The organism is Bacillus mojavensis, assembly GCF_012648005.1.
Classification (GTDB): domain Bacteria; phylum Bacillota; class Bacilli; order Bacillales; family Bacillaceae; genus Bacillus; species Bacillus mojavensis.
Genome location: NZ_CP051464.1, coordinates 1,969,356 through 1,987,822, shown reverse-complemented (window position 1 = coordinate 1,987,822; position 18,467 = coordinate 1,969,356). Strand labels below are relative to the sequence as shown.

The window sequence follows — 18,467 nt, the reverse complement described above, 5'->3', positions numbered from 1 at the left end:
CTTGCCATCAAAAATAAAGAAGGAGATTACCTGACATATAATGAATTATTATATCAGGAAAGAGAAAAACGTTACAGCAAAGGGAGGAATGAGTTGGTAATGAAGGGTTTTATCAAAGGCGCTGTTCTAACTGCTGTTCTAGGTGTTGGTGTTACTTTATTTGCAGGTGAGGTATCGGCGCACGGGTATATAAAAGAACCTGCCAGTAGAGCGTACATGGGGTCATTAGAAAAACAAATAATTGGTTGGACGGCAGCTACACAAAAATATGGTTCTGTAGTTGATAGTCCTCAATCGGTAGAAGGCCCAAAAGGTTTTCCATCCGCGGGTCCGCCAGATGGGAAAATTGCATCTGCAAATGGAGGCTCTGGTCAAATTGACTTTGGGCTAGACAGGCAGACTGCAGATCATTGGGTAAAACAAAACATGCATGGAGGTCTAAACACCTTTACTTGGCACTATACTGCTCCTCACGCTACATCAAAGTGGCACTATTATATAACCAAGAAAGATTGGAATCCAAACAAACCATTAACAAGAGATGAGTTTGAATTAATTGGAACAGTAGATCACGATGGTTCTAAGGCAGATACTAATCTTTCTCATAAGATTTATGTACCAACTGATCGCAGTGGTTATCATGTCATTCTAGGGGTGTGGGACGTTGCGGATACCTCTAATGCCTTTTATAATGTAATTGATGTAAACCTAATGCAATGATGTTAACCTCCAACGACAAAACTTAATCCCAATGGACAAGAATATGAGGCTTCATCAGAAAATTGCCACCGCATCTGGCACAGTGTTTACCGCTGAGGTTTTAATAGCTGCCAATAGTTATGACTATACCGGTAAAAGCGATGAGTATATCCGATAAGCCATCACCAGCTTTACTGTAACAACGAATGAAACTGTAACGAATCGGGAGGACACAGAGTGTTTGAGTGTGGAAGTTTCAGAATCATATACTGTGAAGCTACTTAGAGGAAGCTATACTATTGCCGATCGGTTAGATGTTCATGCATCTGCCGATCTTTTTTAAACTTTAATAGTTGTTTGCTCAATACATAGATTACTAAGAACTTTGTTATCCGGAGTCTAATTTTTAAAATGACGTGAAAATCAATGAAGATGTTGAACAATTCAATAACGGTTAAAAAGGATACATGGTAGGGGGTGCTGAATTGAGCCTCAATCAAAAGACGTTAAACAGTTATGTTTATACGCTGGTATTCTCAAGTTTGTCATATGGTCTAGTCTTTGGCTTGTATATGTTTGTTTATTCAGATTTTATGGCGATCGCATTAATCACAATAGGCATCATTGCATTCTACTCTTTTATCACTTACTTAATATTTGCTTTTCCTTTACAATTATTACTAAGAAGAAATCCCAGAAAGTTCAGTTTGATCTATTTTTTAATTTATACTGCAGTAGCTTTTTTAGCTGTGTTCGTGTTCTTGTTTATTGATTATCCGCCTAGTGCTTTTACAGTGTTCAGGAGCTTACATTATTACATAATGAGCATTGCTGCTGCGTTAATTTATTGGTTCTGGGATTCCATATGCCTGCAGAAGTAGTTTATCTACAATTTAAATCATGTATTTCACAACGTTCACAACAAGTATAAAAGCCGCTGATCCGAACAACAAATACGCAGACCTTGTTTGTTTCTTTGAAAGTGTCTCCACTCCCATTAAAACAAAGAGAAGTGCAACCAATACTTGGAGAGAAAACAAGAGGAATGCACTTTGATGATATAAGGAATACACGCATAGGATTAAAGCTACACATGAGATCAAAATTTTTGAAGCTTTAAGCAAAGAACCACTCCTAGGAAGTTTTGTTAAACCATAACACGATATGAGCTTTTAGTGGGAGAGGCAAAGGGGTCATGATAAAAGAAGTGTTTTATTTAAAATTGGGGGGTTTAACTTGAACATTTTTATTTGGATTGCCATGTTTATAGCTATTTTTGGCGGCTCTTATGCAGGTTACAAAAGGAATAAAAAGAAAGAACTTAAACAGGAAAAGTAAATGATATAAGTTTATGGAAATGGACTGTGAGATTCTTAAAGAGTATTAAGTTAAATGCTCTTTTCCATTCCACATCTCCGGCATTCAAGTAAGAATACACCGCTCTTTACAGAGGCTTTTGAATAAAACTAATCGCCTTTGTTGAGGGTAAGGAGTATTTATTTGTATAGGAATAGAGTGGAAAGAGGATGGTGAGTCAAAAAGCATGGCAGCTGAGAGGGTTTGTAGAGTGGGCTGCTATACTTGTAAACCTGTATCAAAAGCGGTTTAATAATGGAACGGATTTAAAAAGGGGTGAAAAGCCATCAAAACATTAGTTGTGTTATCCAGTTTTATGGGAATTGTGTTATCAATGATTGGACAAATATTTGGAATCCTAACCGATTTCTTTATTCCAGGCATTGCTCGGTTTATAGGGGTATTAGCGGGTATTCTAGTGTTACTTAGTTTGAAGTCAAGAAATACAGAAATACAGGCTTTTATAGTAGGTTCAAGTACTGCGTTAGGAATAATGGGATCAGGAATTTTATATGTTCCAGCTGCGATTATCAATGTCTTCATTAGTTTCAAGCTAAACAAAAAGTTAAAAGAAGAGAACGTAAAGGAGCAGATCTGAATAGACTGCTTTTTTTAGGGCTACCATGGAAAATTGCAGGAATAAAATAATATTTTTATTCAAAGTGAGGTTTAGATTCAAAATTTTACAGGCTTCTTAGATATTAAACAAAATGGTATGAGGTACGATCATTACTTTGTCAGGTTTTTTTGAAGAGAATCATCAGGATATTTGAGAAACTGAGTGTATAAAAAAAGAAGGCGATCATCACCATTTGCTGCAGGGTGATTTAAATTTTCTGAAAAAGCATTGAAAAAGTGAATAGGATTATATAATATGAAGTCAAGTTAGTTTGTTCAGTCAACAAACTAACGAAGGGTGCTTATTAGTTCCATAAGAAAACTTAATATAAAGGGGGAATAAGAGGCTCGATCCAATTGGAGCTATATATAACACAAAAGAATGAATCTTTAAATTCTTTCCCGAGTATACGAGATATTACGAAAAAATGAATTTATTGCTTGCTGATACAGACCATTTTGTACGATGAAAAATGCTCTTTGAAATTAAACCACTTTGTGTTTTTTTTTTGAAAGCGCTTTAATAAAACGCTTCCGGCCGATGTGATTGAGAAATTTTTAAACCATTTCATACTGTTCCTTATTTAAGGATCGAAAAGGGAGGAAAAGTCATGATCAGTGAAAATTTAAGGAAGATTAGCATGACTGAAAAGGTTGGTTATGCTTCTGGAGATTTTGCATGTAATTTAATTTATGCAACGGTGTCTACTTATCTTTTGTTCTTCTACACCGATGTATTTGGTTTATCGGCTGCAGCAGCCGGCACCATGTTCTTAGTGGTTAGAATCATTGACGCTCTCGCTGATCCTTTTATTGGAACAATAGTAGACAGAACAAATAGCAAATTTGGACGCTTTCGACCGTATCTTTTATTTGGAGCTTTCCCATTTGTAGTACTTGCAATACTCTGTTTTACAACTCCAGATTTCTCAGATATGGGGAAATTAATATATGCCTATGTTACCTATGTTGGCTTGTCGCTTACATACACAACCATAAACGTTCCATATGGCGCGTTAACTTCTGCAATGACCAGAAATAATCAAGAAGTTGTTAGTATAACATCTGTTCGTATGTTATTTGCAAATCTTGGGGGACTTGTCGTTGCATTTTTTGTTCCCTTATTGGCTGCTTATTTAAGCGATACTTCCGGCAACGAATCTCTTGGCTGGCAGCTAACCATGGGTATTTTGGGAATGATAGGTGGGTGCCTTTTAATCTTTTGTTTTAAAAGCACAAAAGAGCGTGTCACTCTTCAAAAGTCTGAGGAGAAAATTAAATTATCGGATATATTTGAGCAATTTCATGTGAATCGTCCACTTGTTGTATTAAGCATTTTCTTTATTATTATTTTTGGAGTAAATTCAATAAGTAATTCAGTTGGCATCTATTACGTGACATATAACTTAGGAAGAGAGGATTTAGTGAAGTGGTACGGTTTGATTGGAAGTTTGCCTGCTTTGGTCATTTTACCGTTTATTCCAAGGCTTCACCAATTATTGGGGAAGAAAAAACTACTAAACTATGCATTATTACTGAATATTATCGGCCTCTTAGCTTTACTATTTGTTCCGTCAAGTAATGTATATCTTATCCTCTTCTTTCGATTAATTGCTGCTGCTGGAAGTATCACCGCCGGGGGATATATGTGGGCGCTCATTCCTGAAACAATAGAATATGGAGAGTATAGGACTGGGAAAAGAATGGGTGGGCTCATTTATGCTATTATCGGATTTTTCTTTAAATTCGGTATGGCACTGGGAGGGATTGTTCCTGGATTGGTTCTAGATAAGTTTGGATACGTGGCAAATCAAACACAAACCCCGGAGGCATTAACGGGAATTTTAATTACAGCAACTATCATTCCAGTATTCTTGCTGGTTCTAGCCATGATTGATATTAATTTCTATAATTTAGATGAAGAGAAATACAAAAAAATGGTACGAGAATTAGAGAATAGAGATAAAGTTTATTTGGATAATATCGAGGAATTCAAGGCTTAAATAAAAGAAAATGGCTGAGGAGGAGTTCAAATGAAGATTATTAATCCAGTACTTAAAGGATTCAATCCCGATCCAAGTATTTGTAAGGTAGGAGAGGATTATTATATCGCTGTCTCTACATTTGAGTGGTTTCCAGGTGTCCAGATACACCATTCAAAAGATTTAGTGAATTGGCGTTTAGTCGCACATCCGTTACAGAGAGTTTCACAATTAGACATGAAAGGAAACCCTAATTCAGGCGGGGTTTGGGCGCCATGTTTAAGTTATAGTGACGGAAAGTTTTGGCTAATCTATACGGATGTTAAGGTAGTAGATGGCGCTTGGAAAGATTGTCATAATTATTTAGTTACTTGTGAAACGGTTAATGGTGATTGGGGGGACCCAATCAAATTAAATAGCTCAGGATTTGATGCTTCTTTGTTCCATGATACGGATGGAAAAAAATATTTATTAAATATGTTATGGGATCAGCGTATTGACCGGCATTCATTTGGAGGAATTGTTATACAGGAATATTCTGATGAGGAGAAAAAATTAATTGGTAAACCGAAAGTTATTTTTAAAGGAACAGATAGAAAACTAACAGAAGCTCCGCACCTTTATCATATCGGGAAGTATTATTATTTATTAACTGCAGAAGGAGGAACACGGTTTGAACACGCTGCAACAATGGCCCGCTCTACAAATATAGAGGGTCCATATGAAGTTCATCCCGATAATCCAATCTTAACGTCATGGCATGACCCTGGAAATCCATTGCAAAAATGTGGTCATGCATCCATTGTTCAAACACATACAGGTGAGTGGTATTTGGCTCATTTAACGGGACGTCCTATTCATCCTGACCATGATTCAATTTATCAGCAGAGAGGATATTGTCCTTTAGGCAGAGAAACTGCTATTCAAAAACTCTATTGGAAAGATGAATGGCCTTATGTAGTAGGTGGAAAAGAAGGAAGCTTGGAGGTAGAAGCACCTTCTATACCCGAAACAATGTTCGAAGCAACGTACCCGGAAGTTGATGAATTTGAGGATTCAACATTAAATATAAATTTTCAAACTTTAAGGATTCCTTTTACGAATGAATTAGGTTCATTGACTCAGGTGCCAAATCATTTACGATTATACGGTCATGAATCATTAACCTCGACATTTACTCAGGCATTTGTAGCCAGACGTTGGCAAAGTCTTCATTTTGAAGCGGAAACTGCTGTAGAGTTTTACCCGGAGAATTTTCAACAAGCCGCTGGATTGGTGAACTATTACAATACTGAGAACTGGACGGCTCTTCAAGTCACGCATGATGAAGAACTTGGCCGTATTCTTGAATTAACAATATGTGATAACTTTTCTTTTTCTCAACCATTAAAAAATAAAATTGCTATTCCTCGTGAAGTAAAGTATGTATATTTAAGAGTAAATATTGAAAAGGAAAAGTATTATTATTTCTATTCTTTTAACAACGAAGATTGGCACAAAATTGACATTGCATTGGAATCGAAAAAATTATCTGATGACTACATCCGTGGGGAGGGTTCTTCACAGGAGCCTTTGTAGGGATGCAATGTCAAGATACCAGTGGTAATCATATTCCGGCCGACTTTAGATATTTTCGCTATAAAGAAAAATAATTGTTGCATGAAAAAAGGAGACTTCTATTTTAGAACTCCTTTTTTCATATTAGAAGGTGTCATATGCAAATATGTCTTCAGAAATACTCCTATTCAGCTTTAAAATAACAAAACAAAAGAGCTCATCTAAAGATGAGCTAGAACATAGGGATTTGACATTTTAATCTTAAATTACATTGTAATCATATCTAGAAAATGATCAATAACAATGGAGGACATTCCTAATGCTGGTGCATTTTTTCCTAAGAAAGAAGGCAATAATTCATAGCTATTGCCTAATTGGGAATAAACCCTGGACGACACTTCGCTTCTAATTGAATTTAGTACCATAGGATGCGATTCAATTATGCTGTTTCTTAAAATGATGGCTTGTGGATTGAATGTATTTAGAATATTGGTAAGGCCTACTCCTAAATAAAATCCAAAAGTCTGTAATGCATTTAAAGTGCCGATATCATTCAGATGGGCGAGGTCTATGATCTCTTGATAGGACACTTTTTTCTCTTTAGTCTGAAGAGATTTTAATAAAGCCTTCTCTGAAGCATACAATTCCCAGCAACCCCGGTTTCCGCAACTGCATTTAGGACCATTAAAGTCTATTGTCATATGTCCCATTTCTCCGGAGAATCCGCTTATCCCTCTATATAAATCATTATTGATAATAACACCAATCCCTATCCCTGTACTGATACTTGCATATATAATGTTATCGTGATTTTTTGCAGCACCAAATACTTTTTCTCCATATGCGCCGGCATTTGCCTCATTTTCAATAAAAACGGGCACATTGAACTTCTCTTGTATGAAAGATTTTAAGTCAATATCTTTCCAGTTGGAGTTCGGAGTGAAAACAATTTTTTGATTTTTATCAACTAGTCCAGGCACGCATATGCCTATACCAATAAGCCTGTACGGAGATTGTGGCATATGCGTAATAAAGTGATGAATCATATCAATTAAAATATCTTTGGTTATTTCTGGAGAATTCGATTCCAAATGGTGGTGTTGATCAAGAACGATCGTTCCTTCAAGGTCTGTTAAAATGCCATTAATATAATCCACACCAACATCTATTCCTATGGAGTATCCCGCCTTTTTATTAAAAACAAGCATGACAGGTCTTCTTCCGCCACTTGATTGTCCTTGACCGATTTCAAATACAAGATTTTCTTTCATCAGCGTGTTTACCTGTGATGAAACAGTTGATTTATTTAATCCGGTCTTTTCAGATAATTTTGCTCTTGAAATAGGTGAATTCTTAAGAATTTCTTTTAATAATAGCTTTTGATTTACTTTTTTGACAAAGGTTTGATCAGCGATATCCACTTCATCCACTCCAATTGTATAAACTTTATATTAAGTTACATGTTTTCGGTTTCAGTATGAGACATAGTACATAGCTAATTTACTTTTATTATATCTAATGTGTTCATGAAAAACTTAAAAAAATATTGAAAATACTGATGAGGTTATATAAAATTAAAATAAGTTAGTTTGTTCGAACAACAAACTAATGTGCAACTTACTTACATTATGAAATAAAAATGCTGTATTTGTATGATCATGTTTTGAATTTATTTTTAAGGGGGAAATAAGATGGCTCAAACTCATTCTAGTTCAGTCAACTATTTTGGAAGCGTAAACAAAGTGGTTTATGAAGGGAAAGATTCCACTAATCCTTTAGCATTTAAATATTATAATTCTGAAGAAGTAATCGGCGGAAAAACGATGAAAGAGCATTTGCGATTTTCTATTGCCTATTGGCACACATTTACCGCTGACGGCACAGACGTTTTTGGGGCAGCTACGATGCAAAGACCATGGGATCACTATAAAGGAATGGATCTGGCGAAGGCGAGAGTAGAAGCAGCTTTTGAGATGTTTGAAAAACTGGATGCACCATTTTTTGCTTTTCATGACCGAGATGTTGCGCCAGAAGGAAATACGTTAAAAGAAACAAATCAAAATTTAGATATCATCGTGGGCATGATTAAAGATTACATGAGCAATAGCAACGTTAAGCTATTATGGAATACTGCAAACATGTTTACGAATCCCCGTTTCGTCCATGGTGCCGCAACTTCCTGCAATGCAGATGTGTTTGCGTATGCTGCAGCACAAGTAAAAAAAGGGTTAGAAACAGCAAAAGAGCTTGGCGCCGAGAACTATGTATTTTGGGGCGGCCGTGAAGGATATGACACATTGTTAAATACCGATTTAAAATTGGAGCTTGATAATTTGGCGAGATTTATGCATATGGCAGTGGATTATGCGAAGGAAATCGGATATACAGGACAGTTTTTGATTGAACCAAAACCAAAAGAGCCGACCACTCATCAATATGATACAGATGCAGCAACAACCATTGCCTTTTTAAAGCAATATGGCTTAGACAATCATTTTAAATTAAATCTCGAAGCCAATCATGCCACATTAGCCGGGCATACATTTGAACATGAATTACGGATGGCAAGAGTACACGGTCTTCTTGGCTCTGTTGACGCGAACCAGGGTGATCCTCTTTTAGGCTGGGATACAGATGAATTTCCAACAGATTTATATTCTACGACATTAGCAATGTACGAAATCCTGCAAAATGGCGGCCTTGGAAGCGGCGGATTAAACTTCGACGCGAAGGTTAGAAGATCTTCTTTTGAGCCTGATGATCTAATATATTCCCATGTTGCGGGGATGGATGCATTTGCAAGAGGATTGAGAGTAGCCCATAAATTGATCGAAGATCGTGTGTTTGATGATGTGATTCAACATCGTTATCGCAGCTTTACTGAAGGAATTGGTCTTGAAATTACAGAAGGAAGAGCTAATTTCCATACTCTTGAGCAATATGCGCTTAATAATAAATCAATTCAAAACGAATCAGGAAGACAAGAGCGATTAAAAGCTTTATTGAACCAATACATTTTAGAAGTATAACAGATAAAGAGAATCACGATAAAAGGTATGATACCCAAGTTACCTGAGGCTGCCCGTCATGATTTCTTACCTTTTGCTTATTGTTATGACGGGTACTTTCTATAATTGGGTTTTATTTTGAGTGAATGGTTTTTTTATAAGGGTAAGGGGTGAAAAAATGAAGTATGTCATTGGAGTAGATCTTGGAACGAGTGCTGTTAAAACGATTTTAGTCAATCAAAACGGCAAGGTGTGTGCAGAAACGTCGAAGAGTTATCCGCTCATTCAAGAGAAGGCAGGGTATAGTGAGCAAAATCCCGAAGACTGGGTGCAGCAAACAATTGATGCATTGGCTGAATTGGTTTCCATATCCAACGTTCAAGCCAAGGATATTGACGGGATAAGCTATTCAGGACAAATGCATGGGTTAGTCCTGCTTGACCAAGACTTAAAGGTGTTGCGTCATGCAATTCTTTGGAATGACACCAGAACGACGCCTCAATGTATTTGGATGACTGAAAATTTCGGCGATTATCTGCTTGATATCACAAAAAACCGAGTTTTAGAAGGGTTTACATTACCTAAAATTTTATGGGTGAAGGAACATGAGCCTGAACTTTTTAAAAGAACAGCTGTTTTTTTGCTTCCGAAAGACTATGTGAGATTTCGTATGACTGGTGCCATTCACACCGAATACTCCGATGCAGCAGGAACGTTGCTTTTACATATTACTCGCAAGGAGTGGAGCGATGATATTTGCAATCGATTTGGTATTTCTGCAGATATTTGTCCTCCGCTTGTTGAATCTCATGATTGTGTAGGATCGCTGCTTCCGCACGTTGCGGCGGAGACAGGGCTATTGGAAAAAACAAAAGTATACGCCGGGGGAGCTGATAATGCTTGCGGTGCTATTGGAGCGGGTATTCTTTCTTCCGAAAAAACACTATGCAGTATTGGGACGTCAGGGGTCATACTTTCCCACGAAGAAGACAAAGAAAGAGACTTTAAAGGAAAAGTGCACTTTTTTAATCATGGAAAAAAGGATTCTTTTTATACAATGGGAGTCACACTCGCTGCAGGGTACAGCTTGGACTGGTTTAAAAGAACATTTGCACCAAACGAATCGTTTGAGCAATTATTGCAGGGAGTGGAATCTATTCCGATAGGAGCAAATGGCCTGCTATACACTCCTTATTTGGTTGGTGAAAGAACGCCACATGCTGATTCTTCTATTCGGGGAAGCTTGATCGGAATGGATGGAGCCCACAAAAGAGAGCATTTTTTGAGGGCAATAATGGAAGGCATCACATTCTCTTTACATGAATCAATTGAGCTATTCCGCGAAGCCGGAAAATCAGTAAATACTGTTATTTCTATTGGTGGGGGAGCTAAAAATGAAACGTGGCTGCAAATGCAAGCTGATATTTTCAATGCGAGCGTGATTAAGTTAGAAAATGAACAAGGCCCAGCCATGGGGGCTGCTATGCTAGCTGCCTTTGGAAGTGGGTGGTTTGAATCCCTTGAAGAATGTGCAAAGCAGTTTATTCACAAGGCTTCTACATTTTATCCCAAGGAACAAAATGTTCAACAATATAAAACGCTATTCGATTTATATAAGAAAATTTACACTCACACTAAGGATCTCAATACAGCTTTGAAGAGCTTTCGAACAAACTAATGATTAGTGAGGGCCGGTAAGCGTTTATTTTTTCCAGGAGATCAATGAAAGAACAATTAACGGCTCATCATGATCATAAGCCCCTTTAATCATATAACTACAGCTGCATCATAGAAGTTGGGTTTATATATCTGTTAACAAAATTGAAAGCGGTATCAAAAAATCATTTAATGCCATTCTATTGATAATCAAAAAACACAAAGCTATTACATTACCAAGCTAAATTTTTAGGGGGATAGCATAGCAGAAGAATATTATAGCTACTAGGCTGCTTTCTTTTGAAAGGTGGTGAGGGACAAACATTACGGTAAGACTCAAATACAATCTAATCAAACAGGAGGTATACCAAATGAAACAAAAAAGAATGAAGTTTTTTTTAGCGGTTTTATTTAGTCTAGTGCTGACATTACCTGCATGGTCCGCACAGGCGGCAACTACAATCACCTCAAATCAAACTGGCTCCCAAGATGGCTATGACTATGAATTGTGGAAGGATTATGGGAACACAAGTATGACGCTCAATAGCGGCGGCGCGTTTAGTGCCCAGTGGAGTAACATTGGGAATGCTTTATTTAGAAAAGGCAAGAAATTCGATACAACCAAGACTCACTCACAACTTGGAAACATATCAATTCGTTACAACGCAACCTTCAATCCGGGAGGAAATTCTTATCTATGTGTTTATGGATGGACGAAAGATCCACTCGTAGAATATTATATCGTCGATAATTGGGGCACCTATAGACCGACCGGAATACCAAAGGGTACTTTTACTGTTGATGGAGGGACATATGACATTTATGAGACCACTCGAATCAACCAACCCTCCATTATAGGCATCGCGACTTTTAAACAATATTGGAGTGTCCGACAGACAAAACGCACGAGCGGAACCGTATCTGTCAGCGAACACTTCAAGAAGTGGGAAAGCTTAGGAATGCCAATGGGTAAAATGTATGAAACCGCGCTTACGGTAGAGGGATATCAAAGTAATGGCAGTGCTAATGTAACTACGAATGTATTGACTATTGGCGGTAAGCAATAAATCATCCTGATTTGGTAACCGTTCAAACTCTTGATTTACGATCAAATCGGAAGTATTGTCTACGCACAAAAAACCCCTCACAGTCATGTGAAGGGTTTTTTTAAATTAGTTATACTATCCTAATTGCTGTTTCTCTAGTATTCAACAACATCAATGTCCGTCATCAAAAAGGAATATAAAAAACGGAGGATTTAAGTGATACGATTCACTTCATACGCCGTTCGTATTCCGGATTCAATCGCTCCTTGCATCCATCCATGAGTAAGTGAGGCATGTTCTCCAGCGAAATGTATTTTCCCTTCAGGGGTAGGGATATATGGATACAGCTGTAATTCCTGTCCTGGTTCGAAAGCTGTGAACCCTCCGGCTGAATAAGGGTTGAGGGTCCAGCTAAAAGAAGCGCCGGTCACAAATTCTGACCACACTATATCACCATATATTTCTGATAAATTCATTAAAGTATAGCGGAGGCGCTCTCCCTCTGAAAGACTGTCCCATATCAGCGCCTCATCCGCCCATGTGTAACTCGCTACAATAACAGCATGACCATTCGAGCCAATGTCAATGCTGGGATAATATGAAAATCTTATCGGAAGATCAGTGATCGATTTGCCGCCGCGCTGCCCAGCTTTTTCCCAAAAACGGCTCTTAAACTCTATTCCGATTTTTGTTGCGGCAATATAGTTGAGTTCACGAATGGCCAGCCGTTTATAATAAGAAAATGAATCATATGGTTCAAATTGGACAAAACGCAATGTTGAAAATGGGATGGTTATGATAGCGAGATCGCCTGTCACTTCCAAATGGTTTGCTGTCTGTTGATGAATGCAGTTGATCGTAACATTGTTTTGATTTTGAGATATTTTCACCATTTTATGATGGAAGACAATATGTTCTTTTAATTGGGGAAGAAATGCTTGAGGAAGCCGGTCCATGCCGCCTGTTATTTCATAGAAGCGAGTTGGCGACGTATAGAAGATGGATTCCCGTAACACTTCAACAAGGGACATCCCCATATATGCTTCCATATCCAACAGTACGCCGATCATATCGATTGCACCGTTTGAAAAATAAGTATTCAAGTAAGAGGCTAACGAATGGTTCCTGTACTGTGTTTCAACAATCCGCCAATTTCTCGCGGGATCTACAGAAATAAAATTAAGAATAGGCTGCAATACAGAAAGCATCAGCTCTTCGGCCGTTTTTCCTTGTTCATTTTCTGCAACTGGGTATCTTAAGATACCCGGATTGCTTTCAAAATGATGAAGACGTGTTTGAATGCCATTGGCGTAAATGATGTCCATTGGAGTTCTGTTCAAAAATACATTGGTTGGCAGGCTGAATTTTTTTATATATTCCCAGGTTAGAGTATGGATCTCCGGAATACGCATTGGTCCAACATTGAAATACAGCCCGGCACTGAAGGGAGATCGCAACGTGCAAACTCGGCCCCCGACTCTATCACTCGCTTCCAGAATCGTCACTTTATGTCCTGCGTTCTTCAGTAAAGATGCAGAAACAAGCCCAGCCAACCCGGCGCCAACGATAATAATATGCTTTGGGGATTGTGATGAGTTAAGACCATTTCTAATAATCGCAATCATGTCTTCGTTCTTTAGTAGAGCATTCATTTATGTAAGGCACCCTCTTTTTTGATTTATTGCATTATATTCATTCAAAAGGGTGTCTATCACGAACTATATCCTTTTTTCACTTGTGTTTTTCAGTGGAGTGCTGCTTAACACAGCCTTTAAATCCTCTGGTATTCACATAACCGTTTTTACTCCAAATAGAACGTTTTTGCGTTTGTGCTTCCTGTTCATCTTTTCTAAACTGGTCTATGTATTTCGTATTTGGCTCATAAACATATGCTACTCTGGCTAATCCTTCTTTTAACAGTGTTTCTTGAACAGACTTGCCATCGACATAAACGTAAGCTAACAGCCTTCCGAATTTATCTCTGCGCTCTCCTTTATCAAATTCTAATTGCAGCTTGCCGCCGCTAACCAATTCTTTGTTTCGTTTAGATGCATCCTCGCCATATGGCTGAACACATGAATTTGGCTTTTTAGTCTCTGGAGTATCAATGAGCAAGTAGCGAACTGTGTCAATATTGCCGTTATAGCTAACTTTGATCGTATCTCCGTCAACAGGCCTTTCTAACACAGCATCCACCAATCCTTTTTTTGCTTCAGGTTGAGAATTCTTGGCAACTGGCTGTTTAAGATCTGAATTGCTTTTTTCAGCAGTATCATTTAATCCGCAGGCTGCCAACGAAAAACTCAAAGCTAATAGACTAAAGCCTACCATTGCTTTCTTCAATTCGATTTCCCCTTCTTCTGTTTCTATCTCAATCAACCATCATTCATTATAATGATATCGCTATTTATTGTGAAAGTATTTTTCTTAACACGTTTATATTTGAGTACAAACTCTTAATCAATATTCAAATATCACAACAAGATTTCAAAAACGTAACCATGAATAGGCGTTTTATCTGGGAAATTCTACGATTGCTAAAAACTCAGAAGTTTTATAATTGACTGAAAGCGCTTTTGAAATTATGATAATATCAAACCTAACTAGGATGTAACAAACATATAACAAGGAAATAACAATAAAGTGGATATGTTTCTCACGAAATGAATGAAAGCGATTTCAATAGAGTTTGTTCTTACGAAAGCCTCGTTCACCGCATTAAGTTTTTTCAATATTCAGATTAATAGGGTCTCGGGAAATAAAAAACCTGGCTGAAATGAGTATTGCTCTTTTAAAAGAGAAAGGGTGAAACCAGCACATTCGGTTGACGAGAAAGAAAAACATATAAAGCATTCTTAATAAAGGTGGGGAAAGGGTATGAAAGAACAACGAAATCCCAGGTCGTTTTTGCAGTTGATAATGATCTCAGCAACATTTGGCGGGCTTCTCTTTGGATATGACACTGGAGTTATAAATGGAGCCTTACCTTTTATGGCAAGATCTGATCAACTTAACTTAACACCGGTCACAGAAGGGCTGGTTACAAGTATGCTTCTATTAGGAGCAGCGTTTGGTGCATTGCTGTGCGGCAAATTGGCTGACCGCTACGGCCGACGTAAAATGATCCTTAATCTATCCTTTTTATTCTTTCTGGCATCGCTTGGAACAGCATTTGCGCCGAATGTTTTAACAATGGTTATCTTTCGGTTTTTTCTGGGACTGGCTGTCGGTGGGGCATCTTCAATGGTACCAGCCTTTTTAGCAGAAATGGCGCCGTATGAGAAAAGAGGGCGTATGGTAACGCAAAATGAACTGATGATCGTCGGCGGGCAATTTTTAGCCTACGTTTTTAACGCGATTCTTGGTGTTGCAATGGCTGATACAGGGCATGTTTGGAGATACATGCTTATCCTTTGTGCCATACCGGCTCTCATTTTATTTGCAAGTATGCTCATGGTTCCGGAGAGCCCGAGGTGGCTAACTTCTAAAGGTAAAAAAAGCGATGCGCTGCGCGTCCTTAAACTCATACGTGACGAGAAAAGGGCAGAAGCAGAATTTAAGGAAATACAAGCAGCGGCAGTTAAAGATTCAAATGTAGAGAAGGCATCGATCAAAGAGTTTACTACACCGTGGCTGCGCCGTCTTTTATTGATTGGTATCGGTGTTGCCATCGTTAATCAAATCACAGGTGTCAATTCAATTATGTATTACGGCACTCAAATCCTGCAAGAGTCCGGTTTTGGTACAAAGGCAGCTTTAATCGCTAATATTGGGAATGGATTGATATCAGTCATTGCCGTTATCATCGGCATTTGGCTGGTTGGCAGGGTGAACCGGCGCCCGATATTGATGATTGGTTTATCAGGAACGACCACAGCGCTTTTATTCATTGCCATATTCTCAATCGTGCTTGATGGATCAGCAGCACTCCCGTATATCGTGCTATCTTTGACCGTTTTATTTCTAGCCTTTATGCAGGGCTGTGTCGGACCAGTAACATGGCTGGTCATTGCAGAAATATTCCCGCAGCGATTAAGGGGGCTTGGTACTGGCATCAGTGTATTTTTCCTTTGGATTTTAAACTTTATCATCGGTTTTGCTTTTCCAATCATGCTTAGCTCAGCAGGCTTATCCTTTACTTTCTTTATATTTGTCGCTTTGGGTATATTGGCAATCGGTTTTGTATACAAATTCATGCCGGAAACTAAGGGACGAACACTTGAGGAACTAGAAGAGCATTTCCGTTCAATAGATGAACATTATGACTCTGAAAAATCAATTCATGAAGCGTGATATCTGTACTAAAATGTTATTGTAAACTCGATTAGGTTAATTAAGAAAGCAATTCTGCATCAGAAGTCTCCTAATGAAGTACGAGAAATATTGGATATGGATTGTGGGAGAAAGCAAACTTTTTTCATTCAACGATTACGTGAAGGCCACCATTCGTATTGGCTAAGGAAATGATGGGATAACATTGGATGTGCATATGGCATGCCCTAATCTGCTCAAACAAAAAGATTTTAATGATGATTTGTTGAAGTTCTTTTCGGTTGGGAAATAAATAACGGAACCTTTTGATATCACATTTTAATCTGACTGAAGCTAGAATGTAGGTCACTAATACCTTTGGGGAGGCTATTTGATTTGAGTCAGTCAAGCATGCGCATTACTTTAGTGGCAGGGCCACATTGTGAGTTAGAATCATTTGCATTACGTTCCGCACTTGAATATTATGGTGCAAAAGTACACATGCATTGGGTTGGACGACCTAATGATTTAGTTAGCGTGCTTTCGGGCGAGAACCGGGGAGAAACCGACTATATGATTTTAAGTTTTCATGGAGAAGATGGAAAATTTATATTACCGGAATTGGGACAAGACGTTTATGAAAAAAATGAGCCGCGTTCATGTTATTTCGGTCCTGAAGAAGTTCGGGCGTATGCAGATTTACGAGGGGTGCATGTGTTAGCAACTGGATGCACATTAGGTGACAAAAGGCTTGCAGAAGCGTTTAGACAATGCAAAAGCTCTTCTTACATAGCCCCTGGCGACTATATAGATGGAAACGCTTCGCTTATTTTCGTCCTCACATTCATATATGAACAAATGACAAATGCGAAATCTCTAAAGGCGCTTTTCAAAAGGCTGCTTCGATCGACAAAGAAACAAGCTTGTTTCAATTGTATTGAATCTAAACCATATACATAGCTATTATATTGCTATGTTGCAGAAAGTCCTGCTTAGATTCACACAGATTAATGAAATAGCATTTCAATTGTAATTGAAGCCCTCTCAATCAATGAGGGCTTTTTATTATACGTCATACCGGACACCTATTTTGGGGAAGCTAATGAAAAAGAAAGAAGGAGATACGAAGTGAAGAAGCACTTACTTTCCTTATGTGTTTTAATATTTGCATTGATTTTTGTTCAAACAAAGACTCAAGCTCTGACATTCACAGAGTTGCCAATTAAACAAAAAACAGAGCAATGGTCAGTCGAGATAACCGAAGCAAAAAATGCAAAGGAATTAGCGAGTCCAAAAAAGGGGGAATATCACGTCTATTCAATGGACATCCAAAACATAGGGGAAGCCGCAGCTACAGTAGATGTACAATTGTATAGAAATGATCCTGATTCAACCACAAGGTTTTCACTTTTTGGCTGTCCCAACGAAAATTGTGTGAGACAGAAGGAGGATTTAATAAGCTTAGCCGAAAGTTTAAACGATGGTACCCCGCTGAAGTTTACACATTTTATGGTGGCTGAAAAGGCATCTGAATTAGAGGTTGTTATTATTTGGACACAAAAAGGAAAAGAAGGACGCCAATTAAAACAAACCTTAACATTCAGTTAGAAAAGGTTACAAGCTTTTCACAAAAGGCACAATGCGATGTTAGTAAATGAGTCTATTGGTCAACTAAATAGTTAATTCATCATATTGTACCATGTACTAAATATTCAATTGTTTTTTGTGTGCAGGCACTAGGGAATGATGTGTAACGGAAATGTAAAGCTGAATTGAAGGGAGTTTACCGTGTACATCTGTTCTGCAAATCTATAAATTTGTCCTGTCGTGACGGGTGCAACACTTTTGTGTCACGTTATTATAAAGATATACACCAAAAAGGGAGAGATAAATGCATAAAATCGCGATACTGGTCTTAGCGTTCTTTGCTTTTATTTCAGGCTGCAATGATAAGGAAGAAAATAAAATAAAAACGCCAAAGATGCAGAACCTTGTTGGTTTTATCCTTATTAAGGATGAAAAGTCAGCCATATTTCTTGAGGGCAAACATACTCCTGATAAAGAAGACTTTCAATTGTCTCAAGATAGACTAATAAAAAAATATAAAAGTCATGTTGTGATATTGGGATTAAGTCAAATTGAAAACAAAGAAGACCTTGTGACAGGTAAAAAAATGAAGGTGTGGTTCAACACTCTTAAAGAATCTGAACCTCCAAAAGCAACAATTAAAAAATTTAAAAGGTTATAACAGTTGGCATCCCCCACGTATGATCATTTTCATAAAAAGCTCTCCA

The 18,467-nt window shown here is 37.9% G+C and carries 14 protein-coding genes and 2 pseudogenes; 12 read left to right on the top strand and 4 right to left on the bottom strand.

Annotated features, from left to right (window positions below; all coding sequences use genetic code 11):
• The first annotated feature begins 99 nt into the window (after window positions 1-99).
• Together HC660_RS10120 and HC660_RS10115 are read left to right on the top strand one after the other, a co-directional pair.
• Window positions 100-720 (top strand): lytic polysaccharide monooxygenase auxiliary activity family 9 protein, encoded by a 621-nt coding sequence (locus HC660_RS10120; protein WP_168749445.1) that lies wholly within the window; start codon window positions 100-102, stop codon window positions 718-720.
• 464 nt (window positions 721-1,184) lie between these two features.
• The gene (locus HC660_RS10115) at window positions 1,185-1,580 is read left to right on the top strand and encodes a UPF0715 family protein (RefSeq protein ID WP_168748016.1); all 396 of its coding nucleotides are present in this window, start codon (window positions 1,185-1,187) and stop codon (window positions 1,578-1,580) included.
• A 12-nt stretch (window positions 1,581-1,592) separates the two neighbouring features.
• On the opposite strand, the gene HC660_RS21050 is transcribed toward HC660_RS10115, so the two are convergent.
• Window positions 1,593-1,823 carry a hypothetical protein gene (locus tag HC660_RS21050; protein WP_061573089.1) on the bottom strand — a complete coding sequence of 77 codons (231 nt, stop codon included), beginning with the start codon at window positions 1,821-1,823 and terminating at the stop codon, window positions 1,593-1,595.
• Window positions 1,824-2,389: 566 nt separating this feature from the next.
• On the opposite strand from HC660_RS21050, the gene HC660_RS10110 reads away from it, so the two are divergent.
• The 3 genes and pseudogenes from HC660_RS10110 (at window position 2,390) to xynB (ending at window position 6,307) form a co-directional block, all read left to right on the top strand.
• Window positions 2,390-2,653 carry a hypothetical protein gene (locus tag HC660_RS10110; RefSeq protein WP_010334507.1) on the top strand — a complete coding sequence of 88 codons (264 nt, stop codon included), beginning with the start codon at window positions 2,390-2,392 and terminating at the stop codon, window positions 2,651-2,653.
• 631 nt (window positions 2,654-3,284) lie between these two features.
• The gene (locus HC660_RS10105; RefSeq protein WP_168748015.1) at window positions 3,285-4,676 is read left to right on the top strand and encodes an MFS transporter; all 1,392 of its coding nucleotides are present in this window, start codon (window positions 3,285-3,287) and stop codon (window positions 4,674-4,676) included.
• Between the two features lie 30 nt (window positions 4,677-4,706).
• Window positions 4,707-6,307: pseudogene (gene xynB / locus HC660_RS10100) on the top strand (xylan 1,4-beta-xylosidase).
• Between the two features lie 171 nt (window positions 6,308-6,478).
• Here xynB and xylR read toward each other — a convergent pair.
• Window positions 6,479-7,633: a transcriptional repressor XylR gene (xylR, locus tag HC660_RS10095; RefSeq protein ID WP_168748014.1), complete on the bottom strand. Its 1,155-nt coding sequence runs from the start codon at window positions 7,631-7,633 to the stop codon at window positions 6,479-6,481.
• A 270-nt stretch (window positions 7,634-7,903) separates the two neighbouring features.
• Between xylR and xylA the strand changes: the two genes are divergently transcribed.
• From xylA to HC660_RS10080, 3 genes are all read left to right on the top strand, one after another.
• On the top strand, window positions 7,904-9,241 hold the full coding sequence (gene xylA / locus HC660_RS10090; protein ID WP_168748013.1) for a xylose isomerase: 1,338 nt from the start codon (window positions 7,904-7,906) through the stop codon (window positions 9,239-9,241).
• Window positions 9,242-9,398: 157 nt separating this feature from the next.
• Entirely contained in the window at window positions 9,399-10,898 is a 1,500-nt protein-coding gene (gene xylB / locus HC660_RS10085; protein WP_168748012.1) for a xylulokinase, read from the top strand.
• 349 nt (window positions 10,899-11,247) lie between these two features.
• Window positions 11,248-11,943 (top strand): glycoside hydrolase family 11 protein, encoded by a 696-nt coding sequence (locus tag HC660_RS10080; RefSeq protein WP_010334501.1) that lies wholly within the window; start codon window positions 11,248-11,250, stop codon window positions 11,941-11,943.
• A 191-nt stretch (window positions 11,944-12,134) separates the two neighbouring features.
• Here the strand turns inward: HC660_RS10080 and HC660_RS10075 are convergent, their stop codons facing one another.
• The gene (locus tag HC660_RS10075; protein WP_168748011.1) at window positions 12,135-13,574 is read right to left on the bottom strand and encodes a flavin monoamine oxidase family protein; all 1,440 of its coding nucleotides are present in this window, start codon (window positions 13,572-13,574) and stop codon (window positions 12,135-12,137) included.
• A 79-nt stretch (window positions 13,575-13,653) separates the two neighbouring features.
• Window positions 13,654-14,265, bottom strand: coding sequence for a thermonuclease family protein (locus HC660_RS10070; protein WP_168748010.1), 612 nt, complete (start codon window positions 14,263-14,265; stop codon window positions 13,654-13,656).
• 534 nt (window positions 14,266-14,799) lie between these two features.
• Here HC660_RS10070 and HC660_RS10065 point away from each other — a divergent pair.
• From HC660_RS10065 to HC660_RS10050, 4 genes and pseudogenes are all read left to right on the top strand, one after another.
• Window positions 14,800-16,215, top strand: a complete 1,416-nt coding sequence (locus HC660_RS10065) for a sugar porter family MFS transporter (protein ID WP_168748009.1) — start codon at window positions 14,800-14,802, stop codon at window positions 16,213-16,215.
• A 354-nt stretch (window positions 16,216-16,569) separates the two neighbouring features.
• Window positions 16,570-17,114, top strand: a pseudogene (locus tag HC660_RS10060) (delta-aminolevulinic acid dehydratase).
• A 187-nt stretch (window positions 17,115-17,301) separates the two neighbouring features.
• Window positions 17,302-17,781, top strand: a complete 480-nt coding sequence (locus HC660_RS10055) for a YozF family protein (protein ID WP_168748008.1) — start codon at window positions 17,302-17,304, stop codon at window positions 17,779-17,781.
• A 283-nt stretch (window positions 17,782-18,064) separates the two neighbouring features.
• Window positions 18,065-18,421, top strand: coding sequence for a DUF3221 domain-containing protein (locus HC660_RS10050; RefSeq protein WP_168748007.1), 357 nt, complete (start codon window positions 18,065-18,067; stop codon window positions 18,419-18,421).
• The last annotated feature ends 46 nt before the right edge of the window (window positions 18,422-18,467 follow it).

Bases quoted from the DNA above. Each gene is read 5' to 3' on its own strand.
- HC660_RS10120 (WP_168749445.1), top strand. From the start codon at position 100: ATGAAGGGTTTTATCAAAGGCGCTGTTCTAACTGCTGTTCTAGGTGTT.
- HC660_RS10110 (WP_010334507.1), top strand. From the start codon at position 2,390: ATGATTGGACAAATATTTGGAATCCTAACCGATTTCTTTATTCCAGGC.
- xylA (WP_168748013.1), top strand. From the start codon at position 7,904: ATGGCTCAAACTCATTCTAGTTCAGTCAACTATTTTGGAAGCGTAAAC.
- xylB (WP_168748012.1), top strand. From the start codon at position 9,399: ATGAAGTATGTCATTGGAGTAGATCTTGGAACGAGTGCTGTTAAAACG.
- HC660_RS10050 (WP_168748007.1), top strand. From the start codon at position 18,065: ATGCATAAAATCGCGATACTGGTCTTAGCGTTCTTTGCTTTTATTTCA.
- HC660_RS10075 (WP_168748011.1), bottom strand. From the start codon at position 13,574: ATGAATGCTCTACTAAAGAACGAAGACATGATTGCGATTATTAGAAAT.
- HC660_RS10105 (WP_168748015.1), top strand. From the start codon at position 3,285: ATGATCAGTGAAAATTTAAGGAAGATTAGCATGACTGAAAAGGTTGGT.
- HC660_RS10080 (WP_010334501.1), top strand. From the start codon at position 11,248: ATGAAACAAAAAAGAATGAAGTTTTTTTTAGCGGTTTTATTTAGTCTA.
- HC660_RS10065 (WP_168748009.1), top strand. From the start codon at position 14,800: ATGAAAGAACAACGAAATCCCAGGTCGTTTTTGCAGTTGATAATGATC.